Annotated in this window: 19 protein-coding genes; 4 read left to right on the top strand and 15 right to left on the bottom strand. The window is 69.0% G+C overall.

From position 1 onward, the window contains the following. Nucleotides 1-44 precede the first annotated feature (44 nt). The 5 genes from HUG12_RS11080 to HUG12_RS11100 form a co-directional block, all read right to left on the bottom strand. Nucleotides 45-650 (bottom strand): CDP-alcohol phosphatidyltransferase family protein, encoded by a 606-nt coding sequence (locus tag HUG12_RS11080; RefSeq protein WP_179268826.1) that lies wholly within the window; start codon nt 648-650, stop codon nt 45-47. Next, nucleotides 647-1,144 carry an adenylate kinase family protein gene (locus HUG12_RS11085; RefSeq protein ID WP_179268827.1) on the bottom strand — a complete coding sequence of 166 codons (498 nt, stop codon included), beginning with the start codon at nt 1,142-1,144 and terminating at the stop codon, nt 647-649. Before HUG12_RS11085 ends, HUG12_RS11080 begins: the two co-directional genes overlap by 4 nt. After that, nucleotides 1,141-2,253, bottom strand: coding sequence for a histidinol-phosphate transaminase (hisC, locus tag HUG12_RS11090; RefSeq protein ID WP_179268828.1), 1,113 nt, complete (start codon nt 2,251-2,253; stop codon nt 1,141-1,143). The genes HUG12_RS11085 and hisC overlap by 4 nt, the downstream gene beginning before the upstream one ends. A 401-nt stretch (nt 2,254-2,654) precedes the next feature. Continuing rightward, a complete protein-coding gene (gene hflX / locus HUG12_RS11095) occupies nt 2,655-3,983 on the bottom strand; it encodes a GTPase HflX (protein ID WP_179268829.1) in 1,329 nt (442 codons plus the stop codon). Between the two features lie 308 nt (nt 3,984-4,291). After that, nucleotides 4,292-6,151, bottom strand: a complete 1,860-nt coding sequence (locus tag HUG12_RS11100; protein ID WP_179268830.1) for a helicase HerA domain-containing protein — start codon at nt 6,149-6,151, stop codon at nt 4,292-4,294. A gap of 181 nt (nt 6,152-6,332) precedes the next feature. Here HUG12_RS11100 and HUG12_RS11105 point away from each other — a divergent pair, with 181 nt between their 5' ends. After that, nucleotides 6,333-7,205 carry a halocarboxylic acid dehydrogenase DehI family protein gene (locus HUG12_RS11105; RefSeq protein WP_179268831.1) on the top strand — a complete coding sequence of 291 codons (873 nt, stop codon included), beginning with the start codon at nt 6,333-6,335 and terminating at the stop codon, nt 7,203-7,205. A gap of 25 nt (nt 7,206-7,230) precedes the next feature. Here HUG12_RS11105 and HUG12_RS11110 read toward each other — a convergent pair whose 3' ends face one another. The 7 genes from HUG12_RS11110 to HUG12_RS11140 form a co-directional block, all read right to left on the bottom strand. Next, on the bottom strand, nt 7,231-7,635 hold the full coding sequence (locus HUG12_RS11110) for a hypothetical protein (protein ID WP_179268832.1): 405 nt from the start codon (nt 7,633-7,635) through the stop codon (nt 7,231-7,233). A 40-nt stretch (nt 7,636-7,675) separates the two neighbouring features. Continuing rightward, a complete protein-coding gene (locus HUG12_RS11115; protein ID WP_179268833.1) occupies nt 7,676-9,310 on the bottom strand; it encodes a hypothetical protein in 1,635 nt (544 codons plus the stop codon). Between the two features lie 158 nt (nt 9,311-9,468). Continuing rightward, complete coding sequence (locus HUG12_RS11120) at nt 9,469-10,866, bottom strand: DNA polymerase Y family protein (protein WP_179268834.1); 1,398 nt, start codon at nt 10,864-10,866, stop codon at nt 9,469-9,471. Between the two features lie 246 nt (nt 10,867-11,112). After that, a complete protein-coding gene (locus tag HUG12_RS21975; protein WP_179268835.1) occupies nt 11,113-11,310 on the bottom strand; it encodes a DUF7835 family putative zinc beta-ribbon protein in 198 nt (65 codons plus the stop codon). A 106-nt stretch (nt 11,311-11,416) separates the two neighbouring features. Beyond that, a complete protein-coding gene (gene lrpA1 / locus HUG12_RS11130) occupies nt 11,417-11,845 on the bottom strand; it encodes an HTH-type transcriptional regulator LrpA1 (RefSeq protein WP_179268836.1) in 429 nt (142 codons plus the stop codon). Between the two features lie 127 nt (nt 11,846-11,972). Beyond that, nucleotides 11,973-12,911: a thiamine pyrophosphate-dependent enzyme gene (locus HUG12_RS11135; protein ID WP_179268837.1), complete on the bottom strand. Its 939-nt coding sequence runs from the start codon at nt 12,909-12,911 to the stop codon at nt 11,973-11,975. Nucleotides 12,912-12,914: 3 nt separating this feature from the next. Beyond that, the gene (locus HUG12_RS11140) at nt 12,915-14,807 is read right to left on the bottom strand and encodes a 2-oxoacid:acceptor oxidoreductase subunit alpha (protein ID WP_179268838.1); all 1,893 of its coding nucleotides are present in this window, start codon (nt 14,805-14,807) and stop codon (nt 12,915-12,917) included. Nucleotides 14,808-15,211: 404 nt separating this feature from the next. On the opposite strand from HUG12_RS11140, the gene HUG12_RS11145 reads away from it, so the two are divergent. From HUG12_RS11145 to HUG12_RS11155, 3 genes are all read left to right on the top strand, one after another. Continuing rightward, on the top strand, nt 15,212-17,668 hold the full coding sequence (locus HUG12_RS11145; RefSeq protein ID WP_179268839.1) for a PKD domain-containing protein: 2,457 nt from the start codon (nt 15,212-15,214) through the stop codon (nt 17,666-17,668). A gap of 359 nt (nt 17,669-18,027) precedes the next feature. Next, complete coding sequence (locus tag HUG12_RS11150) at nt 18,028-18,627, top strand: CAP domain-containing protein (protein ID WP_179268840.1); 600 nt, start codon at nt 18,028-18,030, stop codon at nt 18,625-18,627. 113 nt (nt 18,628-18,740) lie between these two features. Continuing rightward, the gene (locus HUG12_RS11155) at nt 18,741-19,394 is read left to right on the top strand and encodes a DsbA family protein (protein ID WP_179268841.1); all 654 of its coding nucleotides are present in this window, start codon (nt 18,741-18,743) and stop codon (nt 19,392-19,394) included. A gap of 16 nt (nt 19,395-19,410) precedes the next feature. Here the strand turns inward: HUG12_RS11155 and aroC are convergent, their stop codons facing one another. The 3 genes from aroC to HUG12_RS11170 form a co-directional block, all read right to left on the bottom strand. Then, nucleotides 19,411-20,598, bottom strand: a complete 1,188-nt coding sequence (gene aroC, locus HUG12_RS11160; RefSeq protein WP_179268842.1) for a chorismate synthase — start codon at nt 20,596-20,598, stop codon at nt 19,411-19,413. Nucleotides 20,599-20,721: 123 nt separating this feature from the next. Next, nucleotides 20,722-24,381: a DUF7282 domain-containing protein gene (locus HUG12_RS11165; protein WP_179268843.1), complete on the bottom strand. Its 3,660-nt coding sequence runs from the start codon at nt 24,379-24,381 to the stop codon at nt 20,722-20,724. 170 nt (nt 24,382-24,551) lie between these two features. After that, entirely contained in the window at nt 24,552-25,913 is a 1,362-nt protein-coding gene (locus HUG12_RS11170; protein WP_179268844.1) for a cytochrome P450, read from the bottom strand. Nucleotides 25,914-25,916: the final 3 nt, after the last annotated feature.

The following is a 25,916-nucleotide window of genomic DNA, read 5'->3' on the forward strand; positions in this document are numbered from 1 at the left end:
TGTCGGGGAACAAAAACGTTCGGCCACACACGCCGACGTCGTCCTCACGCGAGGTCGGCCCACGCGCCCCGGAACCGCTGGAGCGCGGTGGCGTGTCCGACCACGGCGAACAGCCAGAGCAGGAGCGACACGACCCCGTACCCGGCGACGAGCGGCCCGGGAACCGCGGCCGCGAGGAGCCCGGCGACGCCGACGAGCGCGAGTCGGTCCGCCCGCCCGAGCAGCCCCCCGTACTCGCGGCCGATCCCGACGGCCTGGATCTGCGTGCCGAGATACGAGGTCATCAGCACCCCGGTCACGGCGGCGAGCCCGAGCGCGTACGCGTCGATGCCGGCCGCGAGCCCGACGAGCACGGCGATGTCCGCGTAGCGGTCGAGCACGTGGTCGAGGAAGTCGCCGCCCGCGGAGGCGACCCCCCGTTCCCGGGCCAGCGCCCCGTCGACGAGGTCGAGCCAGCCGTTGAGGAACACGAGCGCCGAGCCGGCGACGTACCAGGCGGGCTCGGCGAGGCCGAACGCGACCCCGGCGGCGACCGCACAGGCGAACGCGACGACGCTGACGCCGTCCGGCGAGAGTCCGAGCGCGTCGGCCGCCCGGACGAACGGCGAGAGCCCGCGGTCGGCGACGTGGCGGAACCGGTCGAGCGTCATCGGTACTCGAGGAAATCGACCTCGCCCGCCGAGGGGTCGCGCTCGCCGGCGGCGACGGCGGCCAGTTCGGCCGCGACCTCGTCGGGCGTCAGGTCGGTCGTGTCGATCTCGTAGACGTTCTCCGGGCCGTGCGCGGCAACGGCCTCGCCGAGTATCACGTCGAGCGCCTCGCTCTCGCGGTTCTCCGCGGCCTTCGCGGCCGGTTCGCCGCGGTCGAGCAGCCGGGACTCGAGTTCGTCCGGCCGGCACCGGAGGACGGCGACCCGATCGGCCTCGAAGCGGTGGGCGAGGTGGGACTCCAGCACGCCGTCCCAGTCGCCGAGGTGCTCCCGGCAGGCGTCGAGGTCGACGACGAGCGTGTCGCGGTCCTCGTCCCGTTCGCTCCACAGGCCCTCCTCGCGGACGACGTCGTTCAGGTGGACGACGGGCCGGTCGAGCGCCTCGGTCGCGCTCGTCTTCCCGGTTCCCGGCGTCCCGGTGACCGCGAGCCTCACGCTTCCGCCTCCGGGTCCGACTCCAGGTCCGGGTCGAGTTCGGCGAGTACCTCGTTCAGCGTCTCGACCGCGCGCCTCGTCTCCGACTCGGTCCCGCAGGAGACCCGCACACAGCCCGGGAGCCCGAACGACGAGGTGTCCCGGACGATGACGCCCCGCTCCCGCGCGCGCTCCGTGACCGCCGTCCCGTCGCCGACCTCCGCGAGCACGAAGTTGCCGGCGCTGTCGAAGGTGTGGGCGTCGAGGCCCTTCTCCATGTACTCGCGGGCCCATTGGGCGGACTCGACGGATCGCTCGACGTGTTCCCCGTCGTCGAGTGCGGCCAGCGCGGCCGCCAGTCCGACGGCGCTGGCGGCGAACGGAGTGTTCACCCGCGAGTACGCGTCCGCCCACTCGGGGGGGACGAGCGCGTAGCCGACCCGGAGGCCGGCGAGGCCGTACGCCTTCGAGAACGTCCGCGTGACTGCGAGGTTGTCGTGCTCGCCCAGCAGGTCGACCGCCGTCGGCGAGGTCGAGAACTCGGCGTACGCCTCGTCGACCACGACGAGGGTGTGCTCGTCCACGCCCGAGAGCAGCGCGAGCAGTTCCTCGCGCGGGAGTTCCGAGCCCGTGGGGTTGTGCGGCGTCGTCACGTGGACCATCCGCTCGCCGTCGTAGGCGTCGAGGACGGTCTCGGCGGCCTGTGCGAACCCGTCGTCCTTCGTGAGGGGGTAGCTGGCGGCGCTCCCGTGGTGGTACCGCGCGCTCATCGCGTAGTAGGAGAACCCCGGTTCGGGCACCAGTACCCGATCGCCCGGGTCGAGCATGGCGCGCGCGAGGTAGTCGAGCGCGCCGTCCGCGCCGGGGGTCACCCACACCTGCTCGGGGGCCACCCCCCAGCGCTCGGCCAGTTCCTCGGCGAGGTCCGTGTGGGCCGCCTTCGGGTAGACGCTCACGTCGTCCGCCGCGTCCCGGACCGCCGCCACGGCCTTCGGCGAGGGGCCGTGCGGGTTCTCGTTCGAGGAGAGCTTCACCAGCTCGCCGGGGTCCATCCCCAGGTCGCGGGCCACCTCCTCGATCCCCCGACCGGGCACGTACGGGGCGTTCGCGGAGAGGTCTCGCGGTCGCATACGCGAGGGGAGTGGCCGGCGCTTCTTAAGGGTGCTTACACGTCGTCCGGGAACGTGCACCGGCCTCGTGCAGAACGGGGAGTGAGACGTGGCGCGGGCCGGCGGGCCTCCGTTCACGCGAGCGAGCCTGCGAGCGAGGGGGAGTTCCGAGGGGCGTGCTCCAAGGTGGGGGTGGATGAGGTTGCGGTTCTGGCGGGACTGAAAGGGACCCCGCGGGGGCTTCTGGAACCGCTTCACTACGAGCGGGCGGACTGTAGTGCCGATTGCCGGGCGGACCTTCAAATACGATACCGACCCAGCCACCCCGTGATCTGACGACTGGCCCGGCGCGTCACGCGGTTGTGCGGCGACGCGCGTCGGGAACGATTCCGCCGCCCGTCAGCCCCTCGAAGGCGTGCACGTCACCGGTCCTGTTCCCACGACTCGCCCGACCCCCCGGGCGCCGCTAGCTCCTCCGCCCGCCGTTTCGCCTCCTCGACCACGGACGGTCGCCCGGCGAGTTCGACGCGGACCGTCTCCCCCTCGTAGGTCGCCTCGACGTCGCCGCGCTCGTACAGGTCCGAGAGCAACGACTGTGTCCGTCCGTCGTTGGGTAGCACGAACTCGATCCGTTCGGTCGGCAGCGAATCGGCGACGGCCGCCCGGAGGTCGTCCACGCCCTCGCCCCCCAGCGCGCTCGCCGCCACCGGTCCGTGAACGGTCGTCGCCAGTTCCCGGACGAGTTCGCGCCGTTCGGCGAGCGCCTCGTCGTCGACCCGGTCGGCCTTGTTCAACACCGGGATCACCGTTCCCTCGGCCTCGTCGTCGACGACGTCCATCGCGACCGACGCCCGTCGCCGCAGCGCCTCGGGGTCGACGCTCGCGTCCACGACGGCGAGCACCGCGTCCGCGTCGCCGATCTCCCCGAGCGTCCCCGAGAAGGATCGAACCAGGTCGTGCGGGAGGTCGTCCACCAGCCCGACCGTGTCGGCGAGCAGCGTTCGCCTCCCGCGGAGCGTCGCCCGACGCGTCGTCGTCTCCAGCGTCTCGAACAGACGGTCGGCCACCTCGGCAGTCCCGTCGAGGTCGGCGTGAGTCGGCTCGTGGTCAGCGACCGAGAGGTCGTCCGCCAGTCGGTGGAGCAGCGTCGACTTGCCCGCGTTCGTGTAACCCGCGAGCGCGACGAGGTCGAACCCCTCGTCGCGCCGCTCCGCTCGCCGCTCGGCCGCCGCGTCGCGGACGTCGTCGAGTTCGCGGTCGATGGCGTCGATGCGCCGCTCCAGGTCGAGCACCGGCGAGCCCTTCTCGGTCGCCCGGTTCAGCAGTGATTCCTCTGCGGTCTGCCGGAGCCGTGGGAGTTCGTACGCCAGCGTGGCCCGCTCGACCTGCAGGGCGGCGACCCTGCTCCCGGCCCCCTCGGCGAAGACGTCGAGCACGAGCCGATACCGGTCGAGGAGCGCCACCCCGTCCGGGAGCAGTTCCACCAGCGAGCCGTACTGGCCCGGCGTCAGCCCGCCGTCGAAGACGACGACGGTCGCGTCGAAGTCCGCGGCGACGTCGGCGAGTTCCTCCGCCTTCCCGCGGCCGAGGCCGTACGTTCCGTCCTCGCGGCCCCTCTGGGTCACGCGCTCGACCACGTCGTAGCCGGCGGTCCCCGCGAGCGCGCGAATTTCGTCCGTGTTCGGTTCCGTTCCGTCGTACCGGGCGGCCACGACCGCGCGACCGCCCGACGGCGTTCGTCCTGCTTGCATTCGACTGTGACCGCCGCGCCGTCAGGTTCGCGACTACGGGACCGCGAACCGACGACGGACGGCCCGACGCTCGTCAGGCCATCCGACTACGGGAGGTACTAGGTACTACCCGCACCGCCGTGCCGCCGAGCGCGTCCCCGCCGACGCGACCGGTCAGCGCGCAGCGAAAAGGGTCTCCATTCGAGTTCGAACGGGACCGGAGACGGGAAAAACGTTGTCCGGGTGTGTGAACGAGACACGGGGGTCGTGGACCGACCGCCGTCCGGGCCCGTCGGCGACGCGCTGACGCTCGCCCGTCGTTGGCCGCGTCAGCGCCGTTCCGGTTCGGCGAGTCCGGCGCGGACCTCGATCTCGGCGACGACCTCCGCGAGCTCCTGCCGGTCCGCGTTGTCGCCGTACACGCGTTCGACGAGGTCCGGCAGCGCGTAGGCGTACTCCCCGTGTGAACGGTGTTCGACCAGGCCGGCCCGCCGGAGCTTTCGGTTCCGGCTGTACGCGAAACGGCGGTCGCCCGAACCGCCGGCGGCGACGTGTGCCTCCTCGGCGGTCGCACGGCCCGCAACGCGGTAGTAGGCGAACATGTCGCGGGTCACCTCCTCCAGCGATCCGATCGCCCGGGAGAACCCGTCGACGACCGCGTCGCGTCGCCTGAGCTCGGCCCCGTCCGCGAACGAGGCGAGTTCGGCCGCGTCGTCGAACCCGGAGCGGGACCGCGCCTCCTCGACGGAGACCCCGTCCGTCGTCGGAACCGCGTCGGGGGCCGTCGCTGCGACGTCCGCCTCGCCGACGGTGGCGTCGGTTTCGGTCCCGTTCGTCGCGGCACCGTTCGACGCCGCCTCGCCGTGCGGCTCCGCGTCCAGGTCGGTCGCGTCGGAGTCGGCCCCGTTTTCGCCGACGTCGTTCGCGGCGGCGCCGGCGCCGTTCGTCGCGGCGGCAGCGACCGTCGCCTCGCTCCGAACGTCAGCCGCGTCGTCCCCCCGGTTCGACGCCCCGGGTTCGTTCCCGGGCCTCCGGTCCCTCCCGTCGTAGTCGTGGAGCGCCGACTGGTCGGGACGAGCGGGCTCCCGCCCGACGAGGTCGCCCCCGGAACGCCGGCCGTCACCGCCCCGGTACGGCGCATCGGCCTTCCGGAGGAGCGCCTGCGCGAAGGTGTCCGCCATCGAGGACATGTCCTTCGCCTCCTCGAGTTCCCGCTCCAGTTGCGTGATGCGCTGGCGCTTCTTGTCGAGTTCCTGGCGGAGGTCGGCCAGCTCGGACTCGTGACGCTCCCGCTCGTCGGTGATGTCCTGTAGCTCGGAGACGAGATCGCCCGAGACGGACTTGAGGTCGGGCCGCTCGAAGTCGTCGAGGCCGGGGGTCGCGCCCGCGTCGAACGTCTGCTTCCGGTGGAACTGCACCCGCCGGATGGACTCGGCCCAGTCGGTCATCATGAACGCCTCGCCGTCGTCGAGGTCCTCGATCGCCTCGCCGTAGTCGCTCCCGAGGATGCGCGAGACGACCTTCGTGTCGTTGTCCCAGGTGAGTCGGTGCCAGCAGAGCCAGTCGCACTGGGTGATGAAGTCCTTCTTCACGTCCGCGGGCCGCTGGGAGATGCCGACGATGCCGAGGCCGTGTTTCCGGCCGCGCTTGCCGATCTTGATCAGCGTCTTGCCCGCCTCGTCCATCCCGACGCCCTCGGGGATGTACTCGTGACACTCCTCGACGAGCATCAGGAACGGCTTCTTCAGCTTCTTCTCCTTGGCGAACAGCTGCCGTGCCGTCTCCTTGATGATGCCCGACGCCTCGTCCTCGTCGAGGTAGCCGGAAACGTCGAGGATGATGGGGACGTTCTGTTCGAGCGCGAGCCCCGCCAGTTTGCCCGCGTGCTCCTCGGACACCTGGATGTCGCACTCGTCGTCGGCGCCCGCGTGGAGTATCTCGAACTCCTGTTTCAGCCCGTAGTACTCGCCGTCGGAGTCGACGATGAGCACGGGGAAGTTGTTCGAGAGGAGGTTCTCGATGACGACGCTGGCCGTGTTCGACTTTCCGCTCCCCGACTTCCCCGTGATGAACCCCCGCCCGGTGAGGATCTCGACCGCCGGGAGGGAGATGGGGGTTCCGGCCGCGAGCCCCGACTCGCCCCCGACGCCGTCGCTCACGTCGGCGACGGTGATCGTCTCCTCGCTCATTGGCCGTACGGTGCCGCCCTCCCGGCATAAGTCCCACCCATCGTCGTCTGACGGGCGTCACGCGCCTCCGTCCGAAACGGCCCGGTTTCCGTCCCCGGACGCGGCGACGTCGCCTCGCACCTTCCGGCGCTACCCCACACGTCCCGGCAACCTTCAACAACACGCGCGAGAAGCCTTCGGTATGGATACGAGCGCCCAGTTGTACGAGTCGGACGCGACCGGATGGCGCGAGGGGCTGTACGCGGACGTCAGGCACGTCTTCCGCGCGCCGTTCGTCAACTGGATCGTCCGGACCGCGACCGCGAACCACCCGGAACTGACTCGCCACCTCTGGGGACAGGTGAAGCCGGCGTTCCTGACGCGGGCGTTCGCGGAGACCTCGGTCGCGTACCGGGACGCCGTCCTCTCGGCGCTGGAGGACCTCCCCGCCTACCGCCGCGGAACCCTCGGTCTCCCGCCGTCCGAGGAGCGCGAACTCCGTGCCCAGGTCGAGACGTTCGACGTGGTCGCCCCCCGGCTCGCGGTGCTGTTCGACCTGGTGGACCGGTCGATGAGCGGCGGTGCCGTCGGCTCGGCTCCCCCGGACGATCCCGCAACCGCGGCGCCGTTTCCGGAGCACCTCGACGCGGACCGCGGCGCGGAACCGTCCATGATCGCGGCCGACGAGGTCGATCCGGAGGCCGCTGACGCGATCGCGGGGATCCGCTCGTTCCACGGCTTCGACGACGGGTTTCCGAGCATCTACCGGTGTCTCGCGCAGTGGCCGGGGTTCCTCGCTCGGCTCTGGGAGGACGTCCGACCGGCGTTCGAGTCGGACGCGTTCGACGCCGCGGTCGACGCCGCGGACGACGTGGTCGGGGGGTACGTCGACGAACTCGCCTACCGGCCCGCGCTCTCGACGGAGGCGCTGACGGCGGCGGGATTCGACCGGGAGGCGATCGACGAGGTGGCCGGGCTGTTCCGCGAGTTCAACGCCGGTCCCGTCGAAACGGTGCTGCCGGCGCTCCCGGCGTTCGCGACCACACTCGGCGTCGCGGGCCAGCGGCGCATCTGATTCGGTCGGTCGAGCGGATCGCCCGTCAGTCGGCCGCGGCGCGAACCGCCTCCAGCGCCCGCCGCCACTCGTCGGCGATCCCGTCGACGCGTTCCTTCTTGTCCTCGATGTCCTGCTGCTCGTGGAGCCAGTAGAGGTCCGTGTAGAACGTCACGAGCGCCTCGACCTCCTCGTCCGTGAGACGGCCGATCTCGCCGGCGTTCGTCTCGTAGACGACCGGGTCCTCGACGCTCGCGGCGAGCTCCTCGTACCGGCCCGCCTCGCTCAACTCCTCGACGTACGACAGCGCGGCCAGTTCGGTCTCGAAGGCGAGCCGGAGCCGTTTGACGGCCGCCCGGCGGCGACGCCTGAGGACGACGTACGAGCCGACGCTGGTCGCGACGGCGCCGATGAGGCTGCCGACGACGAAGCCGAGTATCGTTCCCTGCACGGTTCGACTACGTGGCCCCGACTGAAACCCGTCACGGCACTCAGTACCCCAGCGCGTCCCAGAACAGTTCCGGCGCCGTGGGGTTTCGAATCGGTTCCGGCCGCCTCAGGTCGTACGTTTCCCACTCGCCGTAGTCGACGACCGTCCGGAGGTGCCGACGGTCCCCCTCGTCCGTCACGTTGCGGTTCACCGAGAGCGTCCGCGGTCGGCCCGTGTGGGCGTCGACCGTCAGGCGAACGTGGCTGTCCGCTGCGACGTCGTCGGCGTCGACGCCGAAGGGTCCGGCGAGTCGCTCGGGGCGTTCGACCCCGACGACCACGCTGTCGTTTCCGCGGGAGAGGACGCGCCACGGGACCTCGTCGGCGTCGACGCCGACACCCTCCAATCGCCGCTCCGGCCCGCCGTCGTCGGTCATCCCGAGGCTCTCTCCCGGGACCGAAACGACGGTCCATCGGCCCGCGTCGTACACGACGCTCCCCCCGAACGGCCCCGAGAAGGGGACGTCGTATCCGAACGCGACGGTTCCGTCGCCGTAGAATATCGGTCCCATCCCGGGCGGGTTCCCGGCCACGTGAGGATCGGGGACGAGAACGGCTCGACGGTCGTCGCCGTCCCAGCCGCGATCGACCGACAGCGTGGGTTCCATCCGCCCCGTCGTGTCGTTGTACGCCCATGCCGTCGCGTTCTCGTAGTGGTTCGTCCGCCGCGTCGCGTCGCCGGCCGTCGCGACGACCGACTCCGCCGAGTCGGTGGCGGCCACGGCGCCCGAGGGTCCGAGTGAGGGGCGGCTATCGGAGACCCGTACGGCGATCGTGGGGGTCGCGACGGCCGCCAGCACGACGACGCCGGCGAGGAGAACGCGCCGCCCGGGGAGCATGGAGGTCACCGAAGGCGGCGACGTCGGAGACGGCATGGACGCAGCCATCCTGCGCTCGAGGCCGACCGCGAGCGGCGTCGCTACCGCGGCGACGACGACGGGAGCGACGAGTAGCGTGGTCTCGACCGGCGGGCCGGTCCGAACGAGGAGTTCGGCGGCGACGGCGAGCAGCACCACCGCCCAGGGTACGACCCGGAGGACGATCAACGCGGTCGTCCCGCGGGGGCGCCGCCGCGCGACCGCGATCGCCGCGGCCGTCGCACGGGTCGCCGCCACGTCCCCCGCCAGCGACGTGCCGATCCGAAGGGGCGCGCCGACGCCCGCTCCGACACCGACCAGGCCGATCGTCACGACCAGCAGCACCGTGAAGCTGTTCTGTGGCGCCACGACGCCGGCCGCCGCGAGGGCGTACCCGCCGGCGGTGGCCAGCGCGAGCGAGGCGGTGACGACGGCCGTCCCCACGACGACGGTGCCGGCGACGACCGCGACGCGCTCGACGGCCGCCGCGGCGACGCGTTCGGCAGCCCGTCCCCGGGCCGTTTCGACCGCCTCGTGCGTCCTCTCGCCGGCGAGCAGGGCCTCGACGACCGCGTTCGCCGGCGCGGACGTGAGTCGACCGATCTGTGCGACGAGTGCGAGCGCGAGCAGACCGAACGGGATCAGCGATCGTGCTAGCTCGACGACGAGGGTCGCCCCCGCGAGGAAGACCGCCGGGACGACCAGCGGTGCCGCCGCTGCCGGTATCGCTGCCGGCGTCCGGCGGTAGTCGCCGGCGGCCGTTCGGAGCGAATCGAGCATCGTCCTCACAGGAGACGGTTCACGCAAAAGCCCTCCGCTATCCGACCAGTCCCCCCGCGGACCGGTCCCCGTCCGATCAGGGGCCTCCTCGACCGATCTCACCGGGCGGTCCGGGGATACGTCCCGTCAGGTTCGGTCGCCGCGGGCGTCGGTAACGTTCACTCGAAGTCGCCGAGCGACACCTGGCCGTCGCGCGAGCGCCGGTCCCGGCTCCGTTCCTCCCCGTCCACAGTCCCCGTCTCCTCGACCCACTCCTCGAGCGTCGGGTCGGCCGTCCTCGCCTGGCCCCCCTCCGACCGGTCGGTGCGTCGGGGCGAGCCCTGCCCGGCGGCGTCCGCGCCGTCGGACTCCCCGTCGACCGTCTCCGCGCCCTCGTACCCGCCGAGCGTCGCCTGCTCGCCCGCGTCGAACGAGAGTTTCGAGACGCGCACGCCGAGCTTCCGGACCGTCTCGTCCTCGAACTCCCCCAGCAGGTCGAGCGCCACCTCCCGCACGAGGTCGGGATCGTCCACGGGTCCGGAGAGCGACTCGGCGCGCGTGTTCACGTCGTACGGCGGGGTGACCGCCATGATGCCGATGGTGCGGTAGAGGGCCCCCCGGGAACGGGCACGCTCCGCGACGTCCGCCGCGAGCGCCCGGACGACCTTGGCCTTCCGTTCGCGGTCGTCGGTCGGCTCCGACAGCGCCGACGAGCGGGAGAGGCTCTTGGGCCGCCCGGTCGGGGTCACCTCCCGGTCGTCATCGCCGCGGGCGCGGTCGTACAGCTCCCGCCCGCGATCGCCGAAGCGGTCCGTCAGCTCCGCCGGGTCGGCGTCGGCGAGGTCGCCGGCGGTCTCGATCCCGAGGTCGGCGAGTTCCCGGGCGGTCACCGGGCCGACGCCGTGGACCTCCTCGATGGGGAGCGGCCCGAGGAACGACTCGATCCCGCCCGGGCGGACGACCGTGAGCCCGTCCGGCTTGTCGAAGTCGGAGGCGACCTTCGCGGTCGCCATGTTCGGCGCGACGCCCACGCTCGCGACCACGCCGACCTCGCGGTCGATACGGTCCTTCACGTGCCGGGCGAAGCCCTCGGCGAGCGTCCGGTCGCCGTCGGGCGCGTCGGTCCAGGCGGTCCGATCCGTCACGTCGAGGTACGCCTCGTCGATGCTGACCTCACGGACCGTGTCCGCACAGTCGTGGAGCACCTCCTTCACCTCCGCCGCGACGGACTCGTAGAACTCCATGTCGACGGGACGGTAGAACCCGGCCTCGTCGGGGTCCGGGGCGTTCGGATCGTCCGCGTCCGCGTCCGCGTTCGCCATCCGGGGGAGCCGTTCCAGCGCCACGGAGATCGCCTGCGCGGACTCCACGCCGAACTCGCGCGCCTCGTAGCTCGCGGTCGCCACCGCGCCGACGGTCTCGCCCGCCTCGTAGCCCATCCCGACGACGACCGGTTCGCCGCGGAGTCGGGGCTCACGCATGCGCTCGCACGAGGCGTAAAAGCAGTCCATGTCGACGTGCAACACGACGCGCTCCCCGTCCTCGTCCGTCGGCACGCCGGGGAGCGTTCCCTCCATACCCAATGGTTGTCACCTGGCGATGCTTAAGCTTCGCCACCCGCGGCGAAAGTGAAGACGCGGGACGGACGGAACGACGTCCGTCGGTTCGACGCCGGAACCACGACGGCGCGGTGACGACACGGAATCACGGCGGGGTAGTGAGGAACGGAGTCGACGACGACGCCGAAACCGAGACGGGCCGGGCGGGGCACGACCGGCGGCTCCGCTCGGCGGTCGTCTCGAAAGGGGGTGACTCCCCCTGGATCAGCGATCGTTCATCCGAGTGGTGGTCTCGTGCCCACAGCGCGTACACGACGCCACGCGGTAGGGCTCCCTGGAGAACTCCTCGTTCTCCCCGGAGCCCTCGGTCCGGATCTCGATGCTGACCTCGTGAGGAGTGTCCGTACCGCACTGCTCGCACGATTCTGTCAAGCTACCGTCATCGCGTAGCGCGTGTGACACGGAGTTCACCCTTTCTGGCCTACGCGATGGGACGTAATAAGCGGTGGTGATTCCGGACCCCGGCATTCCTTCGAGTGGCTGATGAGTTCCCCGCCGGCCCTCCGATCTACTTCAGTCGCTCCTGCAGGACGGAGGGGTGTGCCGCAGTGACGCCCTCGACGGCGCCGATCTCCTCGCTGATGACCCGGCCGAGTTCGTCGCCGTCCGAGGAGCGCACCTCGGCCATGAACATGTGGTCGCCCGAGGACGTGTACAGCGACTCGACGGCGTCGATCGACTTCAGTTCGCGCGTGGCCTCGACGTACTGCTCGCTGTCCACCTCGATGCCGACGAGCGCGATGGTCTTGCCCGAGAGCTTCTTCGGGTCGACGTCGGCCGAGTAGCCGACGATGACGCCGTCGTCCTCGAGCTGGTTGATGTACTTTCTGACCGTCGGTTTCGACACGCCGGCCCGGTCCGCGATGTCGGCGTAGGAGGCCTGGGCGTCCTGCTCCAGCACCTCGAGGATGCGGTCGGCAGTGGACGTCGTACTCATTGCCGTGTCTTTTTGCGTGGACGAAAAAATACCTTGCGAAGCGAAAAAGGGTTCTTCACGCCTCGCGTCCGCCGCCGCGCCGAGGGCGGCAGGGAGGCGCCGTCCTGCGGTGGGACGCCCGTCGTCGCTACTTGTGCTGGTCGATGAACCGGTCGTAGGACCGCTCCCAGTCGTAGTCCTCGTCGAAGTAGCGCTCCGCGAGCGGCTCCTCGGGGAGTTCCCCGAGCTGCTTCTTCTCCTCCTGGTAGGACGGCCGGTCGTCCTCCCGGTAGTAGATCCCGGTGAGCACCTCGCCCTCGTACAGTTTGTCCTCCGTCTCGCGCATCAACTCCTGGGCGTCGGCCCGGTTCGTCGGGTCGAACTCGTAGTCCTCGGAGTCGTTGATGTCGGTGTAGGGGACGTACTGTCGCGCGTCCTTGTTCCAGGTGGGACACTGGGTGAGGAAGTCGACGTGCGCGAAGCCGTCGTGCTCCATCGCCTGGACCAGGATGTCGCGCGCCTGGTTCGGGTTCACCGCCGCGGTGCGTGCCACGAACGAGGCGCCCGAGGTGAGCGCCATCGACAGCGGCCGGATCGGCGTCTTCGCGGACCCGTGTGGCTGGGTCTTCGACTTGTGACCCTTCGGGCTCGTGGGGGAGGTCTGGCCCTTGGTGAGCCCGAAGATCTCGTTGTTGAACACGATGTAGGTCATGTCGTGGTTCTCCCGGGCGGTGTGCACGAAGTGGTTCCCGCCGATGCCGTAGCCGTCGCCGTCGCCGCCGGCGGCGATGACCTCCAGTTCCGGGTTCGCCAGCGCGGCCGCACGCGCGACGGGCAGCGCGCGCCCGTGCAGCGTGTGGAAGCCGTAGCTGTCGAGGTAGCTGTTCAGCTTGCCCGAGCAGCCGATCCCCGTCACGAGGAGCGTCTCCTCGGGCGTGCGGCCGACCTCGGGCAGCGCCTGTTTCAGGGACTTGAGCACGCCGAAGTCGCCACAGCCCGGACACCACGTTGCCTGGGGCTCGACGGTCGGCGTGTACTCGTCCCGGTCGATCTCTCGTTCCTCTCCGATCGCACTGAATGCGCTCATTGGTCAGTCACCTGCCGCGGGGACGAACTTGGTCTCGGGGCCGGGGAGCTCCCCGTCCTCGACGATCGACGTCTCGAAGCCCTCCACGATCTCGGCGGGCTCGAAGGGGTTGCCGTTGTACTTCAGCAGCGAGTGCAGCTTCTCGCCGTAGCGACCCAGCTCCTTCTGGGTCAGGCCGCGGAACTGCGCGGAGGCGTTCATCTCGACGACGAGCACCTCGTCGACGCTCTCGACGAAGGCCTCGACCGACTCGACCGGGTAGGGCGCCAGTTCGTTCACCGCGAGCGCCTTCACCGACGTCCCGTTCGCGTTCAGCCGGTCGACCGCCTCCTCGACGGTCCCCTGCTGGCTGCCGAACGTGAGGATACCGTACTCGGCCTCCTCGGGTCCGTACGGGGCGAGCAGCGAGTTCTCGTCCAGGTCCGCGCGGATGGCGTCGAGCTTCTGGAACCGTCGGTTCACCTGCGCGACCCGGTTGTCCGGGTCCTCGCTGATGTGGCCCGCCTCGTTGTGTTCGTTGCCGGTGACGAGGTAGCGCCCGCCCTTCTGGCCCGGGATCGAGCGCGGCGAGACGCCGTCGTCGGTCTCGTGCTGGAAGCGGAGGAACTTCCCGTCCTCGGTGTGGGGCTGTTCCTCGAGCTCCGCCTCGGTGAGCGTCTTCCCCATCGTGGGGTTCGGCTCGCGGTCGAAGTGGGAGGCCGGAACGTTCGTCAGTTCGCCCGAGAGCTTCTGGTCGTACAGGACGACGGACGGGATCTGGTAGTCGTACGCCAGCCTGAACGCCGTCCGGGAGTGGTCGTACGCCTCCTGGACCGTGCCGGGCGCGAGCACGACGCGGTGGGAGTCGCCCTGCGAGGTGTAGAGGACGTGCTCGAGGTCGCCCTGTTCGGGCTTGGTCGGCATCCCCGTGGAGGGGCCGGCACGCATCGCCTCGATGAGGACGACCGGCGTCTCCGACATCTCCGCCAGCCCGAGCGGTTCGGACATCAGGGCGAACCCGCCGCCCGAGGACCCGGACATCGCTTTCGCCCCCGCGTGGGAGGCGCCGACCGCGAGCGCGGCCGCGGCGATCTCGTCTTCCACCTGCTCGGAGATCCCCCCGAGTTCGGGGAGGTTCTGGGACATGATGGTGAACACCTCCGTCCACGGCGTCATCGGGTAGCCGGAGATGAACCGGCAGCCCTCGTCGATGGCGCCGTAGGCGATGGCGTCCGACCCGGACATGAGGAGCTGTTCCTCCTCGTGTTCGCCCTCGGGGACGTTGATGTCCGGGGCGTCCACGTCGTAGTTCTCGGACACCTGCTCGTACGCGGTCTCGAGGATCTCGAGGTTCGGCTCGAAGATCTCCTCGGGCATCGCGTCGGCCATCAGCTCCTCGATCCACTCGAGGTCGATGCCGGTGATGGCGCAGGTCGCGCCGACGCCGGCCGTGTTCCGCATGACCTCGCGTCCCTGCTCGCGGGCGAGGCCGCGCAGGTCGAGCGGGAACACGTGCCAGTCGTTCTCCTCGACGCGCTCCTCGAAGTCCGGGACGTCGGCCGGGTCGAGCAGCCCCTCGTCGTAGATGATGACGCCGCCCTCCCGGAGGTCGTCCAGGTTCTCCGAGAGCGGTTTCACCTCCTCGTTGCCGTAGTACGCCCCCTCCTGGGGGTTCCGGGCGAACGAGTCGCCCAGCGCCAGGAGGAAGTTGTACCCGTCACCGCGCGACTTCACGGGGTCCGCGGAGGCGCGCACCTCGACGTAGGTGTGGCCGCCCCGGATCCGCGACGGATAGTGACGGTGCGTGAATACGTGGAGCCCCGCACGCATCAGGGCTTTCGCGAAGTTCTGGCTGGTCGAGGCGATTCCGTCTCCGGACCCGCCCGCGATCCGCCAGATGAGTTCGTCGTCTGCCATAGTAGGTTCTGGGCCCTCCAGTAGGCCTAGTGTCCGGAGGTTGTTCTTCGCCACTCAAATGCCTTGCTATGGGTTCGCAAGGAACGTTCGTGAGGGTTGGCGGGGTTTGGAGACGACCTGCCCTTCGGAAGTCGCCATCTTCCGACCGTTCCGTCTCATGCCGTCCTTTGGGCGGGACGATTCGGTTCGTCGTAGGGTTCGCGGGGAGTCGATTTTACGTGGCAGACCGAGCCAGAACTACCGCTGCGCGCCGGGAATGCGAGCTGCCGCCTCTCGGTCGAGTGTAAGCAGCTCTACGTTACAGCGAGTCGTTTGCTCGGAAACGGCGTGCCTCCAATGACGGTATAATTCCTGAAAATCCGACTAAGTTTTATAACCAAAAACGAATCAAATGCGGCCATCGAATGAGGTACGTACTGCTCGCTGTCGCGTTATCGCTCGTCATCGCAGGTTTGCCCACGGCCACCGCCCTCGACGGAAACGAGCCGCCGGTCGTCGACGCCGGACTCGACCAGTCGGTGGAGGTCGGGGACACCGTCTATCTGGATGGGGGCGGGTCGTTCGATCCGGACGGCGACCGTCTCACGTACGAGTGGAGCGTGGAGTCGCCGGACGGCTCGACGTTCCCGCCGGAGGGCGCCGGATCCGAACGAACGAGCTTCGAGGCGTCGGAGACCGGTCGATACTACGTGACCCTCGCCGCGACAGATGAGGACGGAGTAGAGCGAACTGACACGCTATACGTCGACGTCGGTCCGGCCGACGAGGAGTCGGAGGAGAACGGGGCGCCGACCGGTCGGATCTCCGGCCCGGACGCCGTGATTCGGGGGGAGTCCGCGACGTTCTCCGCCGACGTCTCGGACCCGGACGGGTCGATCGATAGCTACGGCTGGAGCACGGGTGCGCACGGTCGGACGACGGAGCGAACGTTCTCGGAGGCGGTCGGGGAACGGGTGACCGTCTCGGTGACCGTGACGGACGACGACGGAGCCTCGACGCGTCTCACGAAGACGGCAACCGTGGTCGAGGACGGGTCCGAGTCGACGTCCAACAACGATCCTCCCGGTGCCAGTATCGACGGTCCAGAACGATTGGGTGTCGGCGAGGGGGCGACGTTCCTCCTCAGGGGAGCGGACTCCGACGGGACGGTGGTGCGACGGTCGTGGGCGGAGCCGGAGGCCACGTCCGGGTCGACGATCACCCGGTCGTTCGACCGGAGCGGGGAGTACACCATCCGCGGAACCGTCACGGACGATGACGGGGCGACTGCGACCGCCAGCCACACCGTCGAAGTGTACGGAAGCGGGGAACCGGTCGTGAGCATCTCCGGGCCGGACACCGTTCCGTCGGGATCCTCCGCGAGCTATACGCTGGAGGCGTACGATCCGGACGGGGGCGAGCTGACGGTTTCCTGGTCGCCCGCACAGACTCGGCTGGAACGCGAGGCCTCGCCGTTCGACAACACGGTGCCCGTGGACGACCCTCCCGGTGAGACGCTAGTGGTTTCCGCGACCGTGACTGACGACGAAGGGCAGTCCGTGACGGTGGTGAAGCGGACGAAGGTGACTAGGGTGACGGATAAGGTATGGGACGAGGCCTCACCTATCATTGACGACCTCACTTTCGCCTATCCGCCATCGATGGAGGAACGGATGGACGACCGGTACGACGTCCACGGTGGAACGTACATCTACGGTGTGAACGTCTCGCACGATACGGGTGAGCGCGTCAACGTACGATGGGAGTTCAACGATAGCACGACCTTGACGGACGCGCTCGGCCCGCTGGACGGGACCGTGAACTCGACGGTCGAACACCAGTTCATGTCGGAGGAGGGCGGGAAACAGACCAGGGCGATCTGGGTCGAGGCGACCGACGGGTCCGGCGATCAGACGCGGCGGAAGTGGACCCATCGCGTCCACACGTCCGCCAGACACGACGATATCCGGTTCAGCGCGTCGGCCGGCGGCGAGTCCATCGGTGCCGATGGTCGTCTCACCGTCCCAGTCGGAACGACGGTTCGATTTGACGCGTTCTCCCTTCAATACTTCAGAGTGGAGTTCGGCGACGGTGTCGTCGAGCAGCACGATGGCTCTCAGGACTGGCAGTCGTTCCAGCATTCGTACGATGACCCTGGAACGTACACCATACAGATTTCCTCACATCAGGGGCCAGAGGGGTACGGGGCGAAACGAGTTACCATCCATGTCACTGGAGAATCTTACACTGAGTATTGGTACGAAGTCCGGGAAAAGATGCGTGAACAAATTATCTCACAGAATAGTCCAGCAGGAGATAGTTGGGAGGCCATCTCTGTAGCTAGATCTGAGAGATATTTCACCGGAAACACGGAGACCTATGAAGGTCATCTTGCCGATAACATTGAACTCGGAGATGGATGGATACTAAATCGGACCTACACGGCCACACGCGAACGAACGAAGACCCGAGTCGCCGACTTCGATCCCGTGGATCGGGTAGCACATGGACGCTCTCGGAACGGCGTGTCGAACAGGACACGGAGACCTATTTCGAGGACGAGTACACCTGGTACGGTGCGAGGTACGATCGGCCCGGATGGTCGTACACGGGCGAAACGCGGACCGAGAAGATCGTACACAGCGACGGGCACGACCACCGCCGACAGCGTCACGTCGATTACGAACGGACGTCCTGTGCGGAGTGGGCGCTGGACCCGTCACCGTATGGCGGGTTCTCACGATCGTGTGAACGGTGGAACTACGAAAGAAACGTCTGGTACACTGGACACTATCATAGCGGATGGACGGAGTACGATACGGAGTACCAGTACCATCGTGAAGTCGAACGAACGAGGACTGTCTGGCTTCACGAGTACGTGAAGACGTGGGAAGAGGCGGTTAGCGTCACGGAGTTTGCGGAAACAGAGACGCGAACCTTCTGGCTCTGGGAACGTCAGATACAGGGTGAATACGTTACGGAGTACGCTCTCGAGAAACCGGGCAAGAACGACTACGTCGAAGGTACGCTCCGACAAGTGGAGGTCCTCTGCGGGTCAGGGGACAGTCATCACGACTCCGTCATGTGCTAGCGGAGATCCGGAATGCCGAACCATTATATTTAAAACAAAAATAAAAGAATACAGGATTAGAAGGGAAGAATAATAAGCGAGCAACTAAGTCCGTCTTCGAAACTCGACCCAAAATCCAATACAATGATGCCATGCCGGATCGCGATCGCCATGCTCCTCCTCCTTTCAGGTTGTGGCGCATATGCCACTGATATAGCGACGACGGATGTGAAGGAAATTACTCGCGCTGATACGACCGAAGCGGATCACTCGGACCGTACAGGGTTCGGCCAACCTGATAGTGCTGTCAGCACTCCCGAACCTTTGCATAATAAAACACCACGAGGTGATATCAACGTTACTGAAGCTGAGAAGCACCTCGTAGCGGAATTGAATGATCATCGACTCACAAATGATCTTGATACGTTAGTTGCTGATCCTCGCCTTGCGGTAATTGCCCGACATCACTCGTATGACATGGCGAACAGGGATTTCTTCGACCATGAGAATCCAGACGAGCAATATCTCGGTGACCGATTGGATGAAAGTAGTTACAAATGCAGTCCAGGTGCAGAAAATATCCATTTGACTGGATGGTTAACAGGAAACCGTACTACTGAAAGACAACTTGCATACGATTCTATTCTTTCATTTATGAGGTCAGCTCCACACAACGAAAATATGCTTACTCCCCAATTCACCACCACCGGAATCGGCATCTACGTTACAGAGGACCGCCACGTCTTCGTGACGATGTTATTGTGCAAATGACAAGACACCCACGAATGACACGCAACGAGACGCCCAAAATGACGGACAAGGACACCGTATCGGAACGAACCTCGCCGAAAAGCTCACCGAACAGACGGCAATTGCTCGCCGCGATGGGAAGCACTGCCTCGGTTACGACCGCCGGTTGTCTCGGCCTGTTCAGTAGTAACCCCGTTCCGGAATCGGACGGAACCGACGACCGTTACACGACCGTCGAAAAGACGAACACCTTCGGATTCGGAGGAACACAAACGCCGTTTCCCCCCGTACAGGGTATCTATCGGGGCTCCGGATCGGGAATTCTGGTCATCGCGTACTTCGACTACTCACACGAGGCTTCGCTCCAGTGGTGGCGTGAAGAGTACCCGGAACTGACCGACCTCGTGGACGAGGGGCGTCTCAGACTCACGTTACACATGTTCCCGAAACCCGTCGACCAGTGGTCGGTCATGCTCCCGTCCGCCCTCTTCGAGGTCCGATCCCGTTCCTCCCGGGAGGCCGCCTGGACGTTCCACGAGCGACTCGTCTCGGCCGACGAGTACTCGATGGACCTGCTCGAACAACTGGCGAGTGATGTGGGAGTCCCGTCGGATGCCATCACCGAGGCAGCGGAAACCCGGCGTCGTCGAAATCAGGCGTTCAGCGACAAGGCGATGGGGGAGGACAGCGGCGTGGAGTCGCTTCCGGCGTTCAGATGGGGGATGGAGCGCATCGACGGCACCTCGGCCGAAGACATCCGGAAGTTCGTCGAGGAGCAACTGGACTAATGCCGGTTCGGATCAGTTACTGGTTCTCCGGACTGCTGGGGTGGTACTCCGTATCGTACTCCCCGACCTTCCCGTCCAGCCGGTCCGGGTTGATCCGCCCGCCGAGCAGCATGAAGTCGAGCACCGTACACCACAGCATCGCCTCGACCACCGGAACCCCGCGGGGCGGGAGCACCGGATCGTGCCGGCCGACGACCTGGATCTCCTTCTCCTCGCCCGTCTCCCAGTCCACGGTCGTCTGCCGCTTCGGAATCGAGGTGGGCGCGTGGAACGACACCTCGCCGTAGATCGGCTGGCCGGTGGTGATGCCGCCCTGGAGGCCGGCGTGGTCGTTGCCGACCGGCACCGGGTCGCCCTCCTCGCTCACCGTCTCGGAGTGACCCTCGCCCTCGTCGAACTCCCAGTCCTCGTTCCGGTCGTGGCCCGCCACCTCCCGGGCGTCGCGGCCGAGTCCGAACTCGAACGCGGTCGTCGCCGGGATGGACATCATCGCGCGGCCGAGGCGGGACGGGACCGAGTCGAAGCGGGGAGCGCCGAGTCCGCGCGGCACGCCGCGCGCCTCGAAGTAGATGGCGCCGCCGATGGAGTCGCCCGCCTCCTGGTACTCGTCGATCAGGTCCCGCATCCGCTCGGCGGTCTCCGGATGAGCACATCGGACCTCGTTCCCCTCCGAGTGTTCCAGGATCTCCTCGAAGTCCACTTCGGGCGCCTCGACGTCGCCGATCTGGTTGACGTGCGCCTTGATCTCCACGTCGTACTCGCTCTGTTCGAGGGCCGTCCTGGCGACCGCGCCCGCGGCGACCCAGTTCACCGTCTCCCGGGCCGACGAGCGACCGCCGCCGCCCCAGTTCCGCGTGCCGAACTTCGCGGAGTAGGTGAAGTCGCCGTGGGAGGGTCGCGGGGCGGTGACGAACGGCTCGTACTTGCCCGAGCGGGCGTCCTTGTTCCGGATGACCATCCCGACCGGCGTGCCGGTGGTGTAGCCGTCCTGAATCCCGGAGTTGATCTCGACCGCGTCCGGTTCGTCCCGACTCGTCGTGATCATCGACTGGCCGGGCTTGCGCCGGTCGAGTTCGCGCTGGATCTCCTCCTCGCTCAGTTCGACGCCGGCGGGCACCCCCGACACGGTACAGCCCATCGCGTCGCCGTGGCTCTCCCCGTAGGTGGTGACCCGGAAGAGCCGGCCGAACTCGTTCCCGTTCATGGCCGGAAGTGAGTGACTCAGGGTATAAAGTCCGGCGAAGGTGGCGGGAACCGCAGGGCGTCGGTCCCTCCCACCCGATCGCCGGGACGACGGGCGGTCGGACGACTGAGGGCCGGTTTCGAGCTACGGCCGTCGGAGCGTCAGCGTCGCGACGGCGAACGTCCCGCCGAGGACGAAGGCGATCGCCGGGTAGTGCGGGCCGCTCCCCGCAGCCCCCCTCGCTGGCTGGACCGACGCGGACGCCCCCGTCGGCGACTCCGTCGGAGTCCCGGTCGGGGTTTCGGTCGTCACGACGGTGTACTGGATCAGTTCCGAGGCGAGCACCTCGTCGGTGTCCGCGTCGTGGATCGAGACGGTGACGGTCGTACTCCCGTCGAGCGGCGTCGTCAGGGGGAGGTCGCCGTCGACGAGGTCGCCACCCTCGTACTCGACCGACCGCGCGACCTCCCGGCCGTCCGCGCCGACGGAGACGTAGAAGTCGACCGGGGCGGAGGCCTCCGCGAGGGACACGCTCGACCCGTCGCCCGTCTGATCCTCGACGCGCAGGGTCACGGCCGGCGAGGCGGTCGTCGTCCGTCCGGGCGGCGACGTAGTCGTCAGTCGGTCGGTCGGCGACTCGGTGGTCGGCGGTCCGGTCGGAACCTCCGTCGCGGTTTCGGTCGGCGTTTCCGTGGCGGTCGCCGTCGGTGTGTCCGTCGTCGTTGCAGTTGGCGTGTCGGCGGGCGTCCCGGTCGTCGTCCCAGTGGGCGTGTCGATGGGCGTCTCCGTCGGAACCTCCGTGGGAGTTACGGTGGGCGTCTCGGCCGGGGTATCCGTCGGCGTGTCGGTGGGCGTCTCAATAGCCGTCACGACGGGCGTCTCAGTAGCGGTCACGACGGCCGTCTCCGTGGCGGTCTCGGTCGGAGCGCTCGTCGGGGTCCCCGTCGGCGTCCCGGGCGTCACGTCCGCCCCCTCGACGGTCACCTCGGACTCCGCGACGACCGGAACGCCCTCCTCCGCGTACGGTCCGTCGTCGGCGCCGTCGGTCGCGACGAAGTCGAACTCGCCGTCGTCGTCGGTGTCCCGGTACGGCACGACGAACGCCGTGGCGGACTCGTCGAGAGGTTCGTCCAGTTCGACGGCGACGTCCTCGTGAGTGCCGGGTTCGAGGTAGTCGGAGACGCCGATGACGCTCGACCCGGGTTCCTGGACGGCGAACTCCTCGGAGTGAACGGCGAGGTAGCCGCCCTCGGAGAGGGTGGCCGAATCGACCACCACGGCGGTCCCGTCCGACGTCTGGTCGGACACGCTCACCGTGGCGGCGCCCGCCTCGACCGACAGCTCGGCGTCGTCGATCACCGGCGCGTTCTCGGCGACGTACGGGAGGTCCTCGCCCGCAGAGGTCGCGACGTAGTCGAACTCCTCGTTCCCGTTCGTGTCGAGGTGCGGCACCGCCGCGATCGCCGCCTCGTCCTCGAGCGCGTCGTCATCGAACTCGCGTCCCGGCACGTCGAACAGCGTCACCGTGACGTTCTCGTGGGTGCCGGGGTCGAGGTAGTCGGAGACGCCGACGACGCTGCCGAACGGATCGCTCCCGACGGCACCGCCCTCGCGGACGGTGACGAAGCCGCCCTCGGAGAGGGTCACCGACGAGACGGTCACCGTCGTCCCGTCCGTCGACTGGTCCGCGAGGGCGACGTCCGCCTCCCCCTCCACGTCGGGCACCGAGAGGTCAGCGCTCTCGGTCTCGGCGGCCCGAGCGACGTCGTCGACGTCGTCGATCCCCTCCTCGGAGGCGCTGCTCGCCGCGCCGGCGGACTCGACCCAGGTGGCGTACTGGAGTTGCTGGACGGACACCTCCTGGGCCTGCGAGAGGGCCCCCCGGCAACTACCGCGTGCCGCCCCCTCGATCTGGTTCGCGGTCGCGCGCCCGGACTGCGAGAGCGCGCCGCTGGCCGCGCTCTGGGTGACGATCTGCACCTGGACGACGGTCACCCGCTGCACCTGCACGCCGCCGGCGGCCGCCCCCCGGGCGGCGGACTGCACCTGCTCGACGGTCACCCGCGTGTACTGAACGACGGACCCCTTCGCCGCACCGTACGCGGCCGACTGGATCTGGACGAGCGACACCCGCTGGACCTGCGTCAGCGACCCCTCGGCCGCGCCGCTGGCCGCCGCCTGAAGCTGCTCGACCCGCACCGTCTGCCGCTGGAACGTGCCGGAGGCGGCGCCGGAGGCGGCGCCGTAGGCCGCCCGCTGCACCTGCTCGACGGTCACCGTCTGGACCTGACGAAGGGCGCCGCCCGCGGCGCCGCTCGCGATCGACTGGGTCTGCTCGACGGTGATTCGCGTCCGCTGGGAGAGCGCGCCGTCGGCGGCGCCGTGGGCGGCGTACTGGATCAGTTCGACGTCGACGGTCTGCCGCTGGACGGCCTGTCCCACCGCACCTCCCGCGGCACCCTCGGCCGCGTACTGTGCCTGCTGGACGTCGACCGACTGTCGCTGCGAGACGACGCCGGATGCAGCGCCCGTCGCCGCGTACTGTACTTGCTCGACGGTCGCCTCCTGTGACTGCGTTAGCGCGCCCTTGGCCGCCCCGCGTGCGGCTCGCTGGACTTGCGTCACGTCCGCGCGCTGGGAGACGGCGCCCTTGGCCGCCCCGTGAGCGGCGAACTGGAGCTGTTCGACGGTGGCGGACTGGTGCTGCTCGAGGGCGCCGCCGGCGGCGCCGCGGGCGGCGAACTGCACCTGCGTGACGTCGACCTCCTGAACCTGCGTGACCGCCCCGGTCGCGGCGCCGCGGGCGGCCGACTGGATCTGTTCGACGTCGACCACCTGCCGCTGGGCCGCCCTCTCGCAGGCGCCGTGGGCGGCCCCCTCCGCGGCGATCTGGATCTGCTCGACGGTCACGGTCTGGGACTGGACGAGCGCGCCCGCTGCCCCGCCCCGCGCCGCGGCCTGGATCTGTTCGACGGTGACCGACTGTCGCTGCGTTGCGGCCCCCTTCGCCGCGCCGCGAGCCCCGCCCATCGCGGCCACCTGGACCTGCTTGACGTCCGCCCGCTGGTGCTGTTCGAGGGCACCGCGTGCGCCGCCGGTGGACGCGGCCTGGAGCTGTTCGACCGACACGCGCTGGCGCTGGGTGAGTGCGCCGTAGGCCGCACCCTGCGCGGCTTCCTGTACCTGACCGACGTGGGTGACCCCCCGCTCGACCGCGCCGCGGGTGGCTCCCGACGCCGCGCCGCGGGAGACGCGCCGGAGTTGTTCGGCCGTCACCGACCCCCGCTGCGCGAGCGACCCGTGGGCGGCCCCGTGGGCCGCGCTCTGGATCTGGGTCACCTCAGCCTCCTGATGCCGTTCGAGGGATCCCTCGACGCTCCCTCCCACGGCCGCCCGCACCTGCGTGACGTCGGTTACTTGCTCCTGCAGGAAGGCACCGTGTGCGGCGCCCCGGGCCGCCCGACTGACCTTCCCGTCGCTCGCGTCCGGATACTCCGCGGCGGCCTCGGCCGCCGCCTCGCTCGCGGCCTCGACCTCGTCGTCGGTCACGTCGGCGCCCTGATCGCGGGCCAGGTCCGCGGCGCGCTCGACCCCGTCGATTGCCGCCCGCTGCTGTGCCGCCCCCGCCGACCTGTCCGCGACCCGGTCGGCCGCGCCGTCCGGACCGTCACCCGCCGCCGACCCGTCGGCCCCGTGAACGCCGGCCGCGCCGAGCGATCCGCCGGCGAAGGCCGCGAGAAGCAGGACGCCGACGAGCGCGAGGGTCGTCCGGAGGAGCGCGACCGGGATGTCCTCGTCAGTCATCGTCTATCACACGGTACGCCCCGTCGACGCTCCCGGGAAAGAGTCTACTTACGCGATTGCGGCCGGCGGCACCGACGTTGCTGTGACGTTGCGGCGACCTGGTTGCCGTTGCCGGTCACACCGTTGCGCGAAACAGGGTCGATGGCTACGTCACGGCCCGATGGTTCGCGTCACGGCCGGGAGGTGCACGCCCGACGCTCGCGGACGCGCATCCGAACCGGCCCGGTCGGCCGCGTCGTGATGCTCGCCTGCAGGTCCAGGTCCGCGGGCTCGACCGGTTCGAGGCGGTACCTGCGGAGGATCGTCGCGAGCACGAGTTTCGCCTCGAGCATCGCGAACCGGTCGCCGACGCAGCGGCGGGGTCCCGCGGAGAACGGGAAGTACGCCAGCGCGGGGAGGTCGGCTCGCATGTCGTCGGTCCACCGGTCGGGGTCGAACGCGAGCGGGTCGTCGTAGAGGTCGGGGTCGCGGTGGACGACCCACTGGCTGATGGAGACCGGCGACCCGGCCGGCACCCGGTAGCCGCCGAGGGTCACGTCCTCCGTGGGTTCGCGCAGCACGCCGTGGACCGGCGGGAGCAGGCGCATCGACTCCGTGACGACTCGGTCCAGGTACTCCAGTTCCTCGACGTCCGTCAGCGTGGGGACGTCCCCGTCGAGCACGTCGTCGAGTTCCGCGAGGAGTCGGCGCTCGATCTCGGGGTTCCGCGCAAGCAGGTGGTACGTGAACGTGAGCGACAGCGCGGTCGTCTCGTGGCCGGCCAGCAACAGCGTCTTCACCTCGTCGCGGACCTGTTCGTCGCTCATCCCCTCGCCCGCCCCGTTCTCCGCGCGCAGGAGCGCGGAGACCACGTCGTCGCCGGGGTCGCGTCGCTTCTCCTCGATTATCCCGTCGACGATGCGGTCGAGGGTCGCGACCGCCTCGTGGACCGACTGCCGCGCGGGAGTCGGGACCCACAGGGGGAGCAGGTCGGTCAGCGACCCGACGGAGGCGTCCATCACGTCGTCGAGCGCGGCGCCGACGGCCGGGGTCCGGTCTCGGATGTCCACGCCCATCAGCGCGGTGGCGACGACGTCGAGCGTGAGCCCCATCGACTCCCCGTGGACGTCCCTGACGTCGCCGTCCCGCCAGCCCGACGTCGCGTCCACGGTCCGCTCGGTCATCATGTCGGCGTACGCCGCGATGCGGTCGGGGCCGAACGCCGGCTGGACGAGGTGGCGCTGCCGCCGCCAGAACTCGCCCTCGCTGTTGAGCAGGCCGTTTCCGAGCACCGGACCGAGCTGCCGCTGGAACAGGTCCCCCTTGACGTACTTCCCGTTGTCGTGGACGAGCACCCGCTCGATCAGGTCGGGGTCGGTGAGGAGGAACACGTCCGTCCCGAGCACTGAGTAGCGGGCGATCCCGCCGTGCCGTCGGGCGACGCGCTCCCGGAAGCCGAACGAGTCGCGGCGGACGTCGAGGAACGACCCGACCACGGGGAGCCCGTCCGGTCCCGGGACGTCGCCGGGCGGGCGCACGCGTTCGCCGCTCATACC

Source organism: Halorarum salinum, assembly GCF_013402875.1.
GTDB classification, from domain to species: domain Archaea; phylum Halobacteriota; class Halobacteria; order Halobacteriales; family Haloferacaceae; genus Halorarum; species Halorarum salinum.